The organism is Streptomyces diacarni (assembly GCF_003323715.1).
Classification (GTDB): Bacteria; Actinomycetota; Actinomycetes; order Streptomycetales; family Streptomycetaceae; genus Streptomyces; species Streptomyces diacarni.
On sequence record NZ_QOIN01000047.1, the window covers coordinates 368247 to 385235 of the forward strand.

A 16989-nucleotide genomic window follows, 5' to 3' on the forward strand; every position below is an offset into this window, starting at 1 on the left:
CACCTCTTGACGCCGGGTTCACACCGTTGAAGCATGCATCGGCAAGAGCGCACTCATCGCCCCCACATCGTTCACCTGATGAACAAGGAGAAGCGCCCATGCCCCCCACATCCCCGTCCCCCGACCCCTCCCCCGGCCCGGACGCCCCCGAGCCGGAGCACCGCACGCCCAATCGCCGCACCGTCCTCACCGCCGCCGCGGTCGGCGCGGCGGCGGTCGGCGCGGCCGCGGCGCCCGCTCTGCTCGGCCTGGCGGCACCCGCGTCGGCCGCCCCCGCCCGCGACACGACGCGGGACGCGAAGGACCTGCCGGGCGGCGGCGACCTCGGCCCCAACGTCATCGTCTTCGATCCCTCGACCGCCGGCATCCAGGCCAAGCTGGACGAGATCTTCGCGCAGCAGGAGTCGGCGCAGTTCGGCGAGGGCCGCTACGCGCTGCTGTTCAAGCCGGGCAGCTACAGCGGACTCAACGCCCAACTCGGCTTCTACACCTCCATCGCGGGGCTCGGGCTGTCCCCGGACGACACGACGATCAACGGCGACGTCACCGTGGACGCGGGCTGGTTCGACGGGAACGCCACTCAGAACTTCTGGCGTTCGGCCGAGAACCTCGCGCTCGTCCCCGTCAGCGGAACCGACAGGTGGGCCGTCGCCCAGGCCGCGCCGTTCCGCAGGATGCACGTACGCGGCGGCCTGAACCTCTCCCCCGACGGCTACGGCTGGGCGAGCGGCGGCTACATCGCGGACAGCCGGATCGACGGCGAGGTCGGGCCGTACTCGCAGCAGCAGTGGTACACCCGGGACAGCGCGGTCGGCGGCTGGCAGAACGCGGTGTGGAACATGGTCTTCTCCGGTGTGGAGGGGGCGCCCGGGCAGAGCTTCCCCGACCCGCCGTACACCACACTGGAGACCACACCGGTGTCCCGGGAGAAGCCGTTCCTCTACCTCGACGGGGAGGAGTACCGGGTCTTCCTGCCGGAGAAGCGGACAGACGCCCGCGGGGTGTCCTGGGGCAACGGGACACCGCGCGGCACCTCGCTGCCGCTGTCGGAGTTCTACGTGGCGAAGCCCTCGGATGCGGCCTCCACCCTCAACCAGGCGCTGGAACAGGGGCTGCACCTGCTGCTGACACCGGGCGTCTACCGCCTCGACCAGCCGGTCAAGGTCGAGCGTGCCGGCTCGGTCGTGCTCGGCCTCGGGTACGCCACGCTCATCCCCGAGGGGGGCGCGGCGGCGGTGGAGGTGGCCGACGTCGACGGTGTGCGGCTGGCCGGTTTCCTCATCGACGCGGGCCCCGACAACTCCGAGACCCTGCTTGAGGTGGGGCCCGAGGGGGCCTCCGCGGACCATGCCGCGGATCCGATCACCGTCCAGGACGTGTTCGTGCGGATCGGCGGCGCTGGCCCGGGCAAGGCGACCACCAGCATCGTCGTCAACAGCCGCCACACGATCATCGACCACACCTGGGTGTGGCGGGCCGACCACGGGGACGGGGTCGGCTGGGAGACCAACCGGGCCGACTACGGCGTCGTCGTGAACGGCGACGACGTACTGGCCACGGGCCTGTTCGTCGAGCACTTCAACAAGTACGACGTCCAGTGGTTCGGAGAGCGCGGGCGCACGATCTTCTTCCAGAACGAGAAGGCGTACGACGCGCCGAACCAGGCCGCCATCCAGAACGGCTCGGTCAAGGGCTTCGCGGCCTACCGCGTCGGCGACGAGGTGACGGCGCACGAGGGGTGGGGCCTGGGCAGCTACTGCTTCTACAACGTCGACCCGACGATCGTGCAGCACCACGGGTTCGCGGCACCGGACCACGCGGGGGTGACCTTCCACGACCTGCTGGTCGTCTCGCTCGGCGGCAAGGGCCAGTACGAGCGGGTCATCAACGACATCGGCTCCCCCACCTCGGGCGACACGACGACGCCTTCCACGGTGGTCTCCTACCCCTGACCCCGCGGGCAGGCGCCCCCACGGAAAGAGGGCCCGTACGGCGGTAAGCCGTACGGGCCCTCTTTCAGGCCGTGCGCCGAGCACCCCGCGAGGGGTGCTCAACGCGGCGAGGTCACTTGAGGATCTTGGTGACCTGGCCGGCGCCCACGGTCCGGCCACCCTCACGGATGGCGAACTTGAGGCCCTCTTCCATGGCGACGGGCTGGATGAGCTGGACGCTCATCTCGGTGTTGTCGCCCGGCATGACCATCTCGGTGCCCTCGGGGAGGGTCACGACGCCGGTCACGTCGGTGGTGCGGAAGTAGAACTGCGGGCGGTAGTTGTTGAAGAACGGGGTGTGGCGGCCACCCTCGTCCTTCGACAGGATGTAGGCCTGCGCCTCGAACTCGGTGTGCGGAGTGACCGAACCCGGCTTGATGATGACCTGGCCGCGCTCGACGTCCTCGCGCTTGATACCGCGAAGCAGCAGACCGACGTTCTCACCGGCCTGGCCCTCGTCCAGCAGCTTCCGGAACATCTCGATGCCGGTGACCGTGGTCGAGGTCTTGGTGTCCTTGATGCCGATGATGTCGACGTTCTCGTTGACCTTCAGCACACCGCGCTCGATACGGCCGGTGACGACCGTACCGCGGCCCGTGATGGTGAAGACGTCCTCGATCGGCATCAGGAACGGCTTGTCGGTGTCGCGCTCCGGGGCCGGGATGGCCTCGTCGACGGCCGACATGAGCTTGACGATGGCCTCGCCCCACTCCTTGTCGCCCTCGAGCGCCTTGAGCGCGGAGACCTTGACGACCGGAACCTCGTCGCCCGGGAACTCGTACTCCGAGAGCAGCTCACGGACCTCGAGCTCGACGAGCTCCATGATCTCCTCGTCGTCCACCATGTCGGCCTTGTTCAGGGCGACGACGATGTACGGAACGCCGACCTGGCGGGCCAGGAGCACGTGCTCCTTGGTCTGCGGCATCGGGCCGTCGGTGGCGGCGACCACGAGGATGGCGCCGTCCATCTGGGCAGCACCGGTGATCATGTTCTTGATGTAGTCCGCGTGACCCGGGCAGTCGACGTGGGCGTAGTGACGGTTCTCCGTCTGGTACTCGACGTGCGCGATGGAGATGGTGATACCGCGCTGGCGCTCCTCGGGCGCCTTGTCGATGTTCTCGAACGCCGAGGCCTGGTTGAGCTCGGGGTACGCGTCGTGCAGCACCTTGGTGATCGCCGCGGTAAGAGTGGTCTTGCCGTGGTCGATGTGACCGATGGTGCCGATGTTGACGTGCGGCTTAGTCCGCTCGAACTTCGCCTTCGCCACTGGGGTCCTCCTGTGGACTGGTGCTGTACACCCTCCACACTTTGCGGAGGGTCTCAGGTGGTCGTACCGAACCGGTCAGGACCCCGAGGGGGATGCCCTTGACCTGTTCGCTTGGGTGGGCCGGCGGACGGGGCTCCTCCGGCACGACCGCACAGTGACCAAGCGGTCCGAGCGGTTATGTACCGGAGTGCCCCGAATGCCTTTGCTCCAGCCTAAGGGGTGAGCTCGAAACTCCTGCCCGCCCCGAGCGAGTGCGTTACTCGCCCTTGGCCTTCGCGATGATCTCCTCGGCGACGTTCTTGGGAACCTCACCGTAGGAGTCGAACTGCATGGAGTACGTCGCACGACCGGAGGTCTTGCTGCGCAGGTCTCCGACGTAGCCGAACATCTCCGACAGCGGTACCAGGCCGGTCACGAGCTTCGCGTTGCCGCGCTCCTCCATCGACTGGACCTGGCCGCGCCGCGAGTTGATGTCACCGATGACGTCGCCCATGTAGTCCTCGGGCGTGGTCACCTCGACCTTCATCAGCGGCTCGAGCAGAGCCGGGCTCGCCTTCCGAGCGGCTTCCTTGAACGCGATGGAACCCGCGATCTTGAACGCCATCTCGGAGGAGTCGACGTCGTGGAAGGCACCGTCGAGCAGCGTCACACGGACGCCGGTCAGCGGGTAGCCGGCCAGCACGCCGAACTCCATGGCCTCCTGGCAGCCCGCGTCCACGGACGGGATGTACTCCCGCGGGATGCGGCCACCGGTGACCTGGTTGACGAACTCGTAGCCGTCGCCCTCAAGCGGCTCGACAGAGATCTGCACCTTCGCGAACTGACCGGAACCACCGGTCTGCTTCTTGTGGGTGTAATCGACCTTGTCGACCTTCTTGCGGAGCGACTCGCGGTAGGCCACCTGCGGCTTACCGACGTTGGCCTCGACCTTGAACTCGCGCTTCATACGGTCGACCAGCACGTCGAGGTGCAGCTCGCCCATACCCGAGATGATCGTCTGGCCGGTGTCCTCGTTGGTCTTGACCTGGAAGGACGGGTCCTCCTCGGCCAGCCGCTGAATGGCGACACCCAGCTTCTCCTGGTCGCCCTTGGACTTGGGCTCGATGGCGACCTCGATGACCGGGGCCGGGAAGTCCATCGACTCCAGGATGACCGGGTTGCCCGCGTCGCAGAGCGTCTCACCGGTGGTGGTCTGCTTGAGACCCATGACGGCGACGATGTCGCCGGCACCCACCGACTCGATCTCCTCCCGCTTGTTGGAGTGCATCCGGTAGATCTTGCCGATGCGCTCCTTGCGGCCCTTGATCGAGTTCGTCACCTGGGAACCGGTCTGGATCCGGCCCGAGTAGACGCGGATGAAGGTCAGCTTGCCCAGGTGCGGGTCACTGGCGATCTTGAAGGCGAGCGCGGACATCGGCTCGTCCTCGGACGGACGACGCTTGATGACCTCGTCGGAGTCCTTCGGGTTGTGACCCTCGATGGCCTCGACATCCAGCGGTGACGGCAGGTAACGGGCGATCGCGTCCAGCAGGGGCTGCACGCCCTTGTTCTTGAACGCGGTACCGCAGAACACCGGGGTCACCGTGATGGTGCCCTCGGCGCCCGTGGAGGCCAGCGTGACCCGGCGGATCGCCGCGGTGAGCTGCTCCTCGGAAGGCTCCTCGCCCTCCAGGTACAGCTCCATCATCTCCTCGTCGTTCTCCGCGACGGCCTCGAGCAGCTTGCCGCGCCACTCGTCGGCCGCCTCGGCGTGGGTGTCCGGGATGTCGACGGTGTCGTACATCTCGCCCATCTTGGCCTCGGGGGACCAGACGAGGGCCTTCATCGTCACCAGGTCGACGACGCCGCGGAAGTCAGCCTCGGTGCCGATCGGCAGCTGCATGACCAGCGGCACCGCGCCCAGGCGGTCACTGATCATGTCGACGCAGCGGTGGAACTCGGCGCCGGTGCGGTCGAGCTTGTTGACGAAGCAGATGCGCGGAACGCCGTAGCGGTCGGCCTGCCGCCAGACCGTCTCCGACTGCGGCTCCACACCCGCCACACCGTCGAACACCGTGACCGCGCCGTCGAGCACGCGCAGCGCGCGCTCCACCTCGACGGTGAAGTCGACGTGGCCCGGGGTGTCGATGATGTTGATGGTGTGGTCGACGCCGTTGAGCGGCCAGTGAGTGGTCGTCGCGGCGCTCGTGATGGTGATGCCGCGTTCCTGCTCCTGCGCCATCCAGTCCATCGTGGCAGCGCCGTCGTGGACCTCACCGATCTTGTAGCTGCGACCGGTGTAGAAGAGGATCCGCTCGGTGGTCGTCGTCTTGCCCGCGTCGATGTGGGCCATGATCCCGATGTTGCGGACCTTGGCCAGGTCAAGTGAAGTGGTAGCCATAAGGCTTCAGTCTTCTCTCGGTCTCGATGGGGAAAGCGACTACCAGCGGTAGTGCGCGAAGGCCTTGTTGGACTCGGCCATCTTGTGCGTGTCCTCACGCTTCTTGACGGCGGCGCCGAGACCGTTCGAGGCGTCGAGCAGCTCGTTCATGATGCGTTCGGTCATGGTCTTCTCGCGGCGGGCGCGGGAGTAACCCACGATCCAGCGCAGCGCGAGCGTGGAGGAACGGCCGGGGCGGACCTCGACCGGAACCTGGTAGGTGGCGCCACCGACGCGGCGGGAGCGGACCTCGAGGGTCGGCTTCACGTTCTCCAGCGCGCGCTTGAGGGTGATGACCGGGTCGTTGCCGGTCTTCTCGCGCAGCCCCTCCATGGCGCCGTAGACGATGCGCTCGGCGGTGGAGCGCTTGCCGTTCAGCAGCACCTTGTTGATGAGGGAGGTCACCAGAGGAGAGCCGTAGACCGGGTCGATGATGACCGGGCGCTTCGGGGCAGGGCCCTTACGAGGCATTCTTACTTCTCCTTCTTGGCGCCGTAGCGGCTGCGAGCCTGCTTGCGGTTCTTGACGCCCTGCGTGTCGAGGGAGCCGCGGATGATCTTGTAGCGAACACCCGGCAGGTCCTTCACACGGCCACCGCGCACGAGCACGATCGAGTGCTCCTGCAGGTTGTGGCCCTCACCCGGAATGTAGGCAGTGACCTCGATCCCGCTGGTCAGGCGCACACGGGCGACCTTGCGCAGGGCCGAGTTCGGCTTCTTCGGGGTGGTCGTGAACACACGCGTGCAGACGCCGCGGCGCTGGGGCGAACCCTCCAGTGCGGGCGTCTTGTTCTTCTCGACCTTGTCCTGCCGGCCCTTGCGGACCAGCTGCTGGATCGTAGGCACCGTTTCTCCGGTTTCTGTGTGCCAGTCTCGGTAAAGCTAACCTGGGCCACGCCCCGACCCACGAGGTCGGGTGTGTCGAAGACTGCAGATCCGCGTTGAAGGCGGAAGACTTCTCCGTGGTGAGAAGCATGCAGATCCCGGTGTCACCGGCCGCGCGGCCCTTGCCCGCTCTCGCGGAGGACAACTGCGCAGGGGACACCCCAGGCACAGAGAACGAGGGTACCTACCTCATCGGCCTGGGTCAAAACAACAGCGACCGGCCACCATAGCCTCCCCGACCTGCGAGAAGAAGAGCGCCTCACCCGACACCCCGCCCGGCGTGCCGGACCGGGCCCCGCAGGGGACCCGGCAGGCCTCAGACCGAGGCCACCACCGCGAGGATGAGCGCCAGCGTGAACCCGATGGCCAGCCAGCCCAGCACCAGGCCCGCCGTCGCGAAACCGGAGCCCTCCTCCCCCGACCTGCGGATCTGCGCCTTCGCCAGGTGCCCCAGAATCACCGCGGGCAGGGCCGTGACCCCGTACATCGGGGTGAGGATGCCGCACACCAGCGCCCCGATGGCCATGCCGTTGGTCCTCGGCGGCGGGGCCGGCAGAAAGGTACGCGGCACCGGCTGGTAGGCCGGGGGCGGCTGCGGCACGGGCGGCATCGGCACAGGCCCCTGCGGCAGATCCGCCAGCAGCATCTGCAACTCGGCGTACGTCTGCGCCTGCGAGGCCCTCGTCAGCCGCTGCTCGTACTCGGCCTGGCCCAGCCGGCCCTCACTGAAACCGGCCTTCAGCACGTCGATGGCCCGTTCCCGGTCCGTGTGCGACGCGCGCATCGCACCCACCTGCTGCTCCCCCCGGCTCGGCACGCCCTCGGGATTCCACGGTCCGAACGCCACTGGCCCCCACCTCCCAGCTCGCTTGCAGTCCCTCCATCATCCATGACGCCGACCGCCTGTGACCGGTTCACCCGCGCTCCGATACGGCGACGGGGCGGCCACCGTCGTCGGTGACCGCCCCGTGTGCGCGCCCGGCCGGCCTCAGCGGCCGACCCGTGCCTTACGCGCTGTACGGACCGTAGTCGTAGTCCTCCAGCGGAACCGCCTGGCCCGAGCCCGTGCCGAAGGGCGAGTAGTCGATGTCGTCGTAGCCGACGGCCGAGTACATCGCGGCCTTCGCCTCCTCGGTCGGCTCGACCCGGATGTTGCGGTAGCGAGACAGGCCCGTACCGGCCGGGATGAGCTTACCGATGATGACGTTCTCCTTGAGGCCGATCAGGGAGTCCGACTTGGCGTTGATCGCCGCGTCGGTCAGGACCCTGGTCGTCTCCTGGAAGGACGCCGCCGACAGCCAGGACTCCGTGGCCAGCGAGGCCTTGGTGATGCCCATCAGCTGCGGACGGCCGGAGGCCGGGGAGCCGCTCTCCTGGACCACACGCCGGTTCTCGCCCTCGAACTTGGTGCGCTCCACCAGCTCGCCGGGCAGCAGCTCGGCGTCGCCCGACTCGATGATCGTCACACGGCGGAGCATCTGCCGGATGATGATCTCGATGTGCTTGTCGTGGATCGACACACCCTGCGAGTTGTAGACCTTCTGGACCTCGCCCACCAGGTGCACCTGCACCGCGCGCTGGCCGAGGATACGGAGCACGTCGTGCGGGTTCTCCGTGCCGACGGTCAGCTTCTGGCCGACCGAGACGTGATCGCCCTCGCCCACCAGCAGACGGGCGCGCTTGGAGACGGCGTAGGAGGTCTCGTCCGAACCGTCGTCCGGGGTGACGACGACCTTCTTGGTCTTCTCCGTCTCCTCGATGCGGCAGCGGCCCGCCGACTCGGAGATCGGCGCCACGCCCTTGGGCGTACGGGCCTCGAACAGCTCGACGACACGCGGCAGACCCTGGGTGATGTCGTCACCCGCCACACCACCGGTGTGGAAGGTACGCATCGTCAGCTGGGTGCCGGGCTCACCGATCGACTGGGCCGCGATGATGCCGACGGCCTCGCCGATGTCCACCAGCTTGCCGGTGGCCAGCGAGCGGCCGTAGCACATGGCACAGGTGCCCACCTGGGACTCGCAGGTGAGGATGGACCGCGTCTTGACGGTCTCCACACCGTGCCTGACCAGCTCGTCGATGAGCACGTCGCCCAGGTCGGTGCCGGCCGGGGCCAGCACCATGCCGTCGACGACGATGTCCTCGGCGAGGCAGCGCGCGTACACGCTGGTCTCGGCGTCCTCCGCCTTGCGCAGCACGCCGTCGGCGCCCTTGGAGGCGATCGACAGCTTGAGGCCGCGCTCGGTGCCGCAGTCCTCCTCGCGGATGATCACGTCCTGCGAGACGTCGACCAGACGACGGGTGAGGTAACCCGAGTCCGCGGTACGCAGGGCGGTGTCCGCGAGACCCTTACGGGCACCGTGCGTGGAGATGAAGTACTCCAGCACGGAGAGACCCTCGCGGAACGACGCCTTGATGGGCCGCGGGATGGTCTCGTTCTTCGCGTTCGACACCAGACCGCGCATACCCGCGATCTGACGCATCTGCATCATGTTCCCTCGGGCGCCCGAGTCCACCATCATGAAGATCGGGTTCGTCTTCGGGAAGTTCTCGTTCATCGCCTCGGAGACGTCGTTCGTCGCCTTGGTCCAGATCGCGATGAGCTCCTGCGTGCGCTCGTCCTTGGTGATCAGACCGCGCTCGTACTGCTTCTGGACCTTCTCGTCCTGCGCCTCGTAACCGGCGATGATCTCCGGCTTGGCGTCCGGGACGACGACGTCCGAGATCGCGATCGTCACACCCGAACGGGTCGCCCAGAAGTAACCGGCCGACTTCAGGTTGTCCAGCGCCGCGGCGACCGTCACCTTCGGGTAGCGCTCCGCCAGGTCGTTGACGATCTGGGAGAGCTGCTTCTTGCCCACCGTGTACTCGACGTACGGGTACTCCTCGGGCAGCAGCTCGTTGAAGAGCGCGCGGCCCAGGGTGGTGTGCAGCCGGAACGGGTCGCCCGGCTGCCACTCGGCGGCGAACTCGCCCTCGGCGCCCTCCTCGGGCACCGGCGGCGTCCAGCCCAGCGGCGGGGTGGTGCCGACCGGGAACCGGATGTCGATCTTCGCCTGGAGCGACAGCTCCCCGGCGTCGAACGCCATGACCGCTTCCGCGGTCGAGTTGAACGACCGCCCGTCGCCCTTGGTGACGCGCTGCTCCTCGTCCGTGGTGAGGAAGAACAGACCCAGGACCATGTCCTGCGTCGGCATCGTCACGGGACGGCCGTCGGCCGGCTTGAGGATGTTGTTCGAGGACAGCATCAGGATGCGGGCCTCGGCCTGCGCCTCCGCGGACAGCGGCAGGTGCACGGCCATCTGGTCACCGTCGAAGTCCGCGTTGAACGCGGTGCACACGAGCGGGTGGATCTGAATGGCCTTGCCCTCGACCAGCTGCGGCTCGAAGGCCTGGATGCCCAGGCGGTGCAGCGTCGGCGCACGGTTCAGCAGAACCGGGTGCTCCGCGATGACCTCTTCCAGCACGTCGTAGACGACCGTGCGGCCGCGCTCGACCATCCGCTTGGCGCTCTTGATGTTCTGCGCGTGGTTCAGGTCCACCAGGCGCTTCATCACGAACGGCTTGAACAGCTCCAGCGCCATCGCCTTCGGCAGACCGCACTGGTGCAGCTTGAGCTGCGGGCCGACGACGATGACCGAACGCGCCGAGTAGTCGACACGCTTGCCGAGCAGGTTCTGGCGGAAGCGGCCCTGCTTGCCCTTGAGCATGTCGGACAGCGACTTGAGTGGACGGTTGCCGGGCCCGGTGACCGGACGGCCGCGCCGGCCGTTGTCGAACAGCGCGTCGACGGCCTCCTGGAGCATCCGCTTCTCGTTGTTCACGATGATCTCGGGCGCACCGAGGTCGAGCAGACGCTTCAGCCGGTTGTTGCGGTTGATGACGCGGCGGTACAGGTCGTTCAGGTCGGAGGTCGCGAAGCGGCCACCGTCCAGCTGCACCATCGGACGCAGGTCCGGCGGGATGACCGGCACGCAGTCCAGCACCATGCCCTTGGGGCTGTTGCTGGTCTGCAGGAACGCGGAGACGACCTTGAGCCGCTTGAGGGCACGGGTCTTCTTCTGGCCCTTGCCGGTGCGGATCACCTCACGGAGCCGCTCCGCCTCCTCGTCCAGGTCGAAGGTCTCCAGGCGCTTCTGCAGGGCAGCGGCGCCCATGGAGCCGTCGAAGTAGGTCCCGAAGCGGTCGCGCAGCTCGCGGTAGAGCAGCTCGTCCCCCTCCAGGTCCTGGACCTTGAGGTTCTTGAAGCGGCTCCACACCTCGTCGAGGCGGTCGATCTCGCGCTGGGCGCGGTCGCGGATCTGCTTCATCTCGCGCTCGGCGCCCTCGCGCACCTTGCGGCGCACGTCCGCCTTGGCGCCCTCGGCCTCCAGCTCGGCCAGGTCGCCTTCCTGCTTCTTGGCGCGGGCCTCGAGGTCGGCGTCACGGCGCTGCTCGATCTGCTGGCGCTCCACGCCGACGTGCGCCTCCAGGGAGGGCAGGTCGCGGGTGCGGCGCTCCTCGTCGACGTACGTGATCATGTACGCCGCGAAGTAGATGACCTTCTCCAGGTCCTTCGGCGCCAGGTCGAGCAGGTAACCCAGGCGGGACGGCACGCCCTTGAAGTACCAGATGTGGGTGACGGGCGCGGCCAGCTCGATGTGGCCCATCCGCTCACGGCGCACCTTGGCGCGGGTCACCTCGACGCCGCAGCGCTCACAGATGATGCCCTTGAAGCGGACGCGCTTGTACTTGCCGCAGTAGCACTCCCAGTCCCGGGTGGGACCGAAGATCTTCTCGCAGAAGAGTCCGTCCTTCTCGGGCTTGAGGGTGCGGTAGTTGATGGTCTCCGGCTTTTTGACCTCGCCGTGCGACCACTGACGGATGTCGTCAGCGGTGGCCAGGCCGATTCGCAGTTCGTCGAAGAAGTTGACGTCGAGCACTCTCGTCAATCCCTCTCAGGGTCGTGCCCCCCGCCGCGGCGGTACAGGGGCAGGTTCATGGTCTGAACGGGGTCGCGGGGAGGGCCGGGACGCGGGCGCGCGCCCCGGCCGACTCCGTCAGACCTCTTCGACGCTGCTCGGCTCGCGCCGGGACAGGTCGATTCCGAGCTCCTCCGCCGCGCGGAAGACGTCCTCGTCGGTGTCGCGCATCTCGATCGACATGCCGTCCGACGACAGCACCTCGACGTTGAGGCAGAGCGACTGCATCTCCTTGATGAGCACCTTGAAGGACTCGGGGATACCCGGCTCGGGGATGTTCTCGCCCTTGACGATGGCCTCGTAGACCTTCACGCGTCCGGTGACGTCGTCGGACTTGATGGTGAGCAGCTCCTGCAGCGCGTACGCGGCGCCGTACGCCTCCAGGGCCCACACCTCCATCTCACCGAAGCGCTGGCCACCGAACTGGGCCTTACCACCCAGCGGCTGCTGGGTGATCATGCTGTACGGACCGGTCGAGCGGGCGTGCAGCTTGTCGTCGACCAGGTGGTGCAGCTTGAGGATGTACATGTAGCCGACGGAGATCGGGTCCGGGAACGGCTCGCCGGAGCGGCCGTCGAACAGGTGCGCCTTGCCGGACGGCTGGACCATGCGGTCACCGTCGCGGTTGGGCATCGTGGACTCGAACAGACCGGCGATCTCGTCCTCACGGGCGCCGTCGAAGACCGGCGTCGCCACATTGGTGTCCGGCGCCACCTCGTCCGCGCCGATCGCCTTCAGCCGCTCCATCCACTCCTCGGAACCCTCGACCTTCCAGCCCTGGGAGGCCAGCCAGCCCAGGTGGATCTCCAGGACCTGGCCCGGGTTCATCCGGGAGGGGACACCCAGCGGGTTGAGGATGATGTCGACCGGGGTGCCGTCCTCCATGAACGGCATGTCCTCGACCGGCAGGATCTTGGAGATGACGCCCTTGTTGCCGTGCCGGCCCGCGAGCTTGTCACCGTCGGTGATCTTGCGCTTCTGCGCGACGTAGACGCGCACCAGCTGGTTGACGCCCGGAGGCAGCTCGTCGCCCTCCTCGCGGTCGAAGACGCGGACGCCGATGACCTTGCCGGTCTCGCCGTGCGGCACCTTCAGCGAGGTGTCACGGACCTCACGCGCCTTCTCACCGAAGATCGCGCGCAGCAGCCGCTCCTCGGGGGTCAGCTCGGTCTCACCCTTCGGGGTGACCTTGCCGACGAGGATGTCGCCCGCCTCGACCTCGGCACCGATGCGGATGATGCCGCGCTCGTCGAGGTCGGCCAGGACCTCCTCGGAGACGTTCGGGATGTCCCGGGTGATCTCCTCGGGGCCCAGCTTGGTGTCACGGGCGTCGACCTCGTGCTCCTCGATGTGGATCGAGGAGAGGACGTCGTCCTGCACCAGCCGCTGGCTGAGGATGATCGCGTCCTCGTAGTTGTAGCCCTCCCACGGCATGAACGCCACGAGCAGGTTCTTGCCGAGCGCCATCTCACCCTCGTCGGTGGACGGGCCGTCGGCCAGCACCTGCCCCTCGATGACGCGGGCGCCCTCGTCCACCAGCACCTTCTGGTTGAAGGAGGTGCCCTGGTTGGAGCGGGTGAACTTGGCGACGCGGTAGGTGGTGTAGGTGCCGTCGTCGTTGGCCACCGTGACGTAGTCGGCGGAGACCTCCTGGACGACACCGTCCTTCTCCGCCTTGATGACGTCACCGGCGTCGACCGCGCAGCGGTACTCCATGCCGGTGCCCACCAGCGGCGACTCGGCCTTGATGAGCGGCACGGCCTGCCGCATCATGTTCGAGCCCATCAGGGCGCGGTTGGCGTCGTCGTGCTCCAGGAAGGGGATCATGGCCGTCGCCACCGACACCATCTGGCGCGGCGAGACGTCCATGTAGTCCACCTCGTCACCCGGGATCAGGTCGACCTCGCCGCCACGGCGGCGGACGAGGACCCGGTCCTCGGCGAAGCGCATCTCCTCGGTGAGGGGCGCGTTCGCCTGGGCGATCACGAAGCGGTCCTCCTCGTCGGCGGTGAGGTAGTGCGCCTCATCGCTGACGACACCGCCGACCACCTTGCGGTACGGCGTCTCGACGAAGCCGAACGCGTTCACGCGGCCGTAGGAGGCGAGCGAGCCGATCAGACCGATGTTCGGGCCTTCCGGCGTCTCGATCGGGCACATCCGGCCGTAGTGCGAGGGGTGCACGTCGCGGACCTCGAAGCCGGCCCGCTCACGGCTCAGACCACCCGGACCCAGCGCGTTGAGGCGGCGCTTGTGGGTGAGACCCGAGATCGGGTTCGTCTGGTCCATGAACTGCGACAGCTGGCTCGTGCCGAAGAACTCCTTGATGGAGGCGACGACCGGCCGGATGTTGATCAGCGTCTGCGGCGTGATCGCCTCGACGTCCTGCGTGGTCATCCGCTCGCGGACGACACGCTCCATACGGGCGAGACCCGTACGGACCTGGTTTTGGATCAGCTCACCGACGTTGCGCAGACGGCGGTTGCCGAAGTGGTCGATGTCATCGGTCTCGATGATGATCGTGTCGCCCTCGGCGGAGGTCGACTCGGTCTCACCGGCGTGCAGCTTCACCAGGTACTTGATCGTGGCGATGATGTCGGCGCTGGTGAGCACGCCGGAGTTCAGCGGCTCCTCGCCACCGAGCTTCTTGTTGATCTTGTACCGGCCGACCTTGGCCAGGTCGTAGCGCTTCGGGTTGAAGTAGAGGTTCTCCAGCAGCGTCTGCGCGGCCTCGCGCGTCGGCGGCTCGCCAGGACGCAGCTTGCGGTAGATGTCGAGCAGCGCGTCGTCCTGGCCCTGGGTGTGGTCCTTCTCCAGGGTGGCGCGCATCGACTCGTACTGGCCGAACTCCTCGAGAATCTGCTCGTTCGTCCACCCGAGCGCCTTGAGCAGCACGGTGACGGACTGCTTGCGCTTGCGGTCGATGCGCACACCGACCATGTCGCGCTTGTCGACCTCCATCTCCAGCCAGGCACCCCGGGACGGGATGATCTTGGCGGAGTAGATGTCCTTGTCGGACGTCTTGTCGATGGAGCTGTCGAAGTAGGCGCCCGGCGAGCGGACGAGCTGCGTGACGACGACACGCTCGGTGCCGTTGATCACGAAGGTGCCCTTGTCGGTCATGAGCGGGAAGTCGCCCATGAAGACCGTCTGGGACTTGATCTCACCGGTTTCGTTGTTGGTGAACTCCGCCGTGACGAAGAGCGGCGCGGCGTACGTGAAGTCGCGCTCCTTGCACTCGTCGATGGAGTTCTTCGGGGGCTCGAAGCGGTGGTCGCGGAACGTCAGCGACATCGAGCCGGAGAAGTCCTCGATCGGGGAGATCTCCTCGAAGATCTCCTCCAGACCGGACTTGGTGGGAACATCCTGTCCACTGTCCAGCGCAGCCTCGACGCGTCCCTTCCAGGCGTCGTTGCCGAGCAGCCAGTCGAAGCTCTCGGTCTGGAGCGCGAGAAGGTTCGGAACCTCCAGCGGTTCCTTGATCTTCGCAAAAGAGATACGCAGCGGGGCAGTGCTGGCGCCGTTGTTCGAATTGGCAGTCGAGGCAGTGCGCGAGGCGGCCAAGAGGGGGTCCTTCCGAGGGCTCGGACTCTCTACACGCATACCGGCACCCCTGGTGACGGGCAGGGGGCAGCTAATAGGCAGCGCAAAGGGTCAGTGTAGCCACATGACCCACTGATGTCCAATACGGATGACAGGAAACCGGCTCACGCCCCGGTCTCCACCTCCTGTTGATTGTTCTTCTCGTTCCGCCCCCGCCCCCGGCGGCCTCGATTCGCCGGGACGGATGTGCTCGGCTGCGGTGCTGCGTGCCTGCCGCAACACTTCCCGCTTCGTCCTCGATCCATGCCTCGGAAACCGGATCAGTGTGACGACGCGTCCCGAGAATTGCGCGCTGTGTGCCGTTCGTCAAGGCCCCCAGGAGCAACGAAGATCACCATACCCGCCACCACCGGCACACGGTGCGACCGTCCGGCAACGCCGAAGGGCGACCACCCGTCTGGGTGATCGCCCTCCGTTTGTCCGCCTCCCCCCGCGGGGTGGCGGACGGTGTACCGCGATGACTCGCCGGACCCAGGGCCCGCCGAGCCGTGGGTCACTTGACCTCGACCGAGGCGCCGGCGCCCTCGAGGGACTCCTTGGCCTTGTCGGCGGCGTCCTTGGCGACCTTCTCGAGGACCGGCTTCGGGGTGCCGTCCACGAGCTCCTTGGCCTCCTTCAGACCCAGCGAGGTCAGCTCACGCACGACCTTGATGACCTGGATCTTCTTGTCGCCGGCACCGGTCAGGACGACGTCGAACTCGTCCTGCTCCTCGGCGGCGGCCTCGCCGCCACCACCCTGCGCCGGGGCCTGCACGACGGCGGCGGCCGGGGCGGCGGCCTCGACGTCGAACTTCTCCTCGAACTTCTTCACGAAGTCGGAGAGCTCGATCAGGGTCATCTCCTCGAACTGGGAGAGCAGTTCGTCCTGGCTGAGCTTCGCCATGGTTGCGGGTCCTTCCACTTAGTCGGCTGGTGCCGTATCGATGTGTCGGCGGGCTTACGGCCCGCTGCGACCGGGTACGGAGCGTCTGCGCCTGCCCCCGTCGGGGGCCAAGCGGACTACTCGGCCTCGGCCTCGGCGGGAGCCGTGGTGTCGGCACCGCCCTGCTCTTCGACCTTGCTGCGAAGCGCGTCCGCGGTGCGGACGAACTTCGAGAGCGGGGCCTGGAAGGTCGCCGCGGCCTTGGCCATGGACGCCTTCATGCCACCGGCCAGCTTGGCGAGCAGCACCTCGCGGGACTCGACGTCCGCGAGCTTGTTCAGGTCGTCGGCGGCGTACAGGGCACCGTCGACGATGCCGCCCTTGATCACGAGGGCGGGGTTCTCCTTGGCGAAGTCACGAAGACCCTTCGCCGCCTCGACCGGGTCACCGGTCACGAAGGCGACAGCCGAAGAGCCCGTCAGGAACTCGTCCAGCTCGTTGATCCCGGCCTCGTTGGCCGCGATCTTGGTCAGCGTGTTCTTCACCACACGGTACTGAGCGTTGTCACCGAGCGCACGGCGCAGCTGCTTGAGCTGGGCCACGGAGAGTCCGGTGTACGCGGTGACCACAGCGGCGTTCGAGTCACGGAACTTGTTCGTGATCTCATCGACGGCTGCGATCTTGTCAGGCGCGACCTGTTCCCTCGCCATGAGCCTCGGCCTCCTTCCGGTGATGAGGACCGCTCGGAAGGGGCTGAACACGACAAACGCCCCAGCGCAGGCGCATGGGGCGTCGACTCGACCGACACGCACACGGCACGTCGGGAGTGTGTTCCTCAAGTCACCTGCGCGGGTCGTCCGCAGCGAGCGGATCCTTCGGCCATCGGCGCTCTGAGCGCGCACGACGACGACCAGCGGTCTTTGGCTTCGCACACGAGAATACGCGAGCGGGCCCCGGAGCACCAAATCCGGCCTCCCGGGGCCCGCGGGCCTCTGCGGCAGCTTC

10 protein-coding genes are annotated in these 16989 nt (G+C 67.4%); 1 reads left to right on the top strand and 9 read right to left on the bottom strand.

Annotated features, from left to right (window positions below; genetic code table 11):
• Positions 1–98: 98 nt before the first annotated feature.
• Positions 99–1952 (top strand): coagulation factor 5/8 type domain-containing protein, encoded by a 1854-nt coding sequence (locus tag DTL70_RS20925; RefSeq protein WP_114023493.1) that lies wholly within the window; start codon positions 99–101, stop codon positions 1950–1952.
• A gap of 112 nt (positions 1953–2064) precedes the next feature.
• Here DTL70_RS20925 and tuf read toward each other — a convergent pair whose 3' ends face one another.
• The 9 genes from tuf to rplJ all read right to left on the bottom strand — a co-directional run bounded on the left by tuf (position 2065) and on the right by rplJ (position 16694).
• A complete protein-coding gene (gene tuf / locus DTL70_RS20930; RefSeq protein WP_114023494.1) occupies positions 2065–3258 on the bottom strand; it encodes an elongation factor Tu in 1194 nt (397 codons plus the stop codon).
• 256 nt (positions 3259–3514) lie between these two features.
• A complete protein-coding gene (gene fusA / locus DTL70_RS20935) occupies positions 3515–5638 on the bottom strand; it encodes an elongation factor G (RefSeq protein ID WP_114023495.1) in 2124 nt (707 codons plus the stop codon).
• A gap of 39 nt (positions 5639–5677) precedes the next feature.
• Positions 5678–6148 (bottom strand): 30S ribosomal protein S7, encoded by a 471-nt coding sequence (gene rpsG / locus DTL70_RS20940; RefSeq protein ID WP_114023496.1) that lies wholly within the window; start codon positions 6146–6148, stop codon positions 5678–5680.
• Between the two features lie 2 nt (positions 6149–6150).
• Positions 6151–6522 carry a 30S ribosomal protein S12 gene (gene rpsL, locus DTL70_RS20945; protein WP_003948652.1) on the bottom strand — a complete coding sequence of 124 codons (372 nt, stop codon included), beginning with the start codon at positions 6520–6522 and terminating at the stop codon, positions 6151–6153.
• 355 nt (positions 6523–6877) lie between these two features.
• On the bottom strand, positions 6878–7345 hold the full coding sequence (locus DTL70_RS20950; RefSeq protein WP_114023683.1) for a DUF1707 and DUF4190 domain-containing protein: 468 nt from the start codon (positions 7343–7345) through the stop codon (positions 6878–6880).
• 223 nt (positions 7346–7568) lie between these two features.
• Positions 7569–11483: a DNA-directed RNA polymerase subunit beta' gene (locus DTL70_RS20955; RefSeq protein WP_114023497.1), complete on the bottom strand. Its 3915-nt coding sequence runs from the start codon at positions 11481–11483 to the stop codon at positions 7569–7571.
• 117 nt (positions 11484–11600) lie between these two features.
• Complete coding sequence (gene rpoB / locus DTL70_RS20960; RefSeq protein ID WP_114023498.1) at positions 11601–15083, bottom strand: DNA-directed RNA polymerase subunit beta; 3483 nt, start codon at positions 15081–15083, stop codon at positions 11601–11603.
• A gap of 532 nt (positions 15084–15615) precedes the next feature.
• Complete coding sequence (gene rplL / locus DTL70_RS20965; RefSeq protein WP_114023499.1) at positions 15616–16005, bottom strand: 50S ribosomal protein L7/L12; 390 nt, start codon at positions 16003–16005, stop codon at positions 15616–15618.
• A gap of 116 nt (positions 16006–16121) precedes the next feature.
• On the bottom strand, positions 16122–16694 hold the full coding sequence (gene rplJ / locus DTL70_RS20970) for a 50S ribosomal protein L10 (RefSeq protein WP_114023500.1): 573 nt from the start codon (positions 16692–16694) through the stop codon (positions 16122–16124).
• Between the last annotated feature and the right edge of the window lie 295 nt (positions 16695–16989).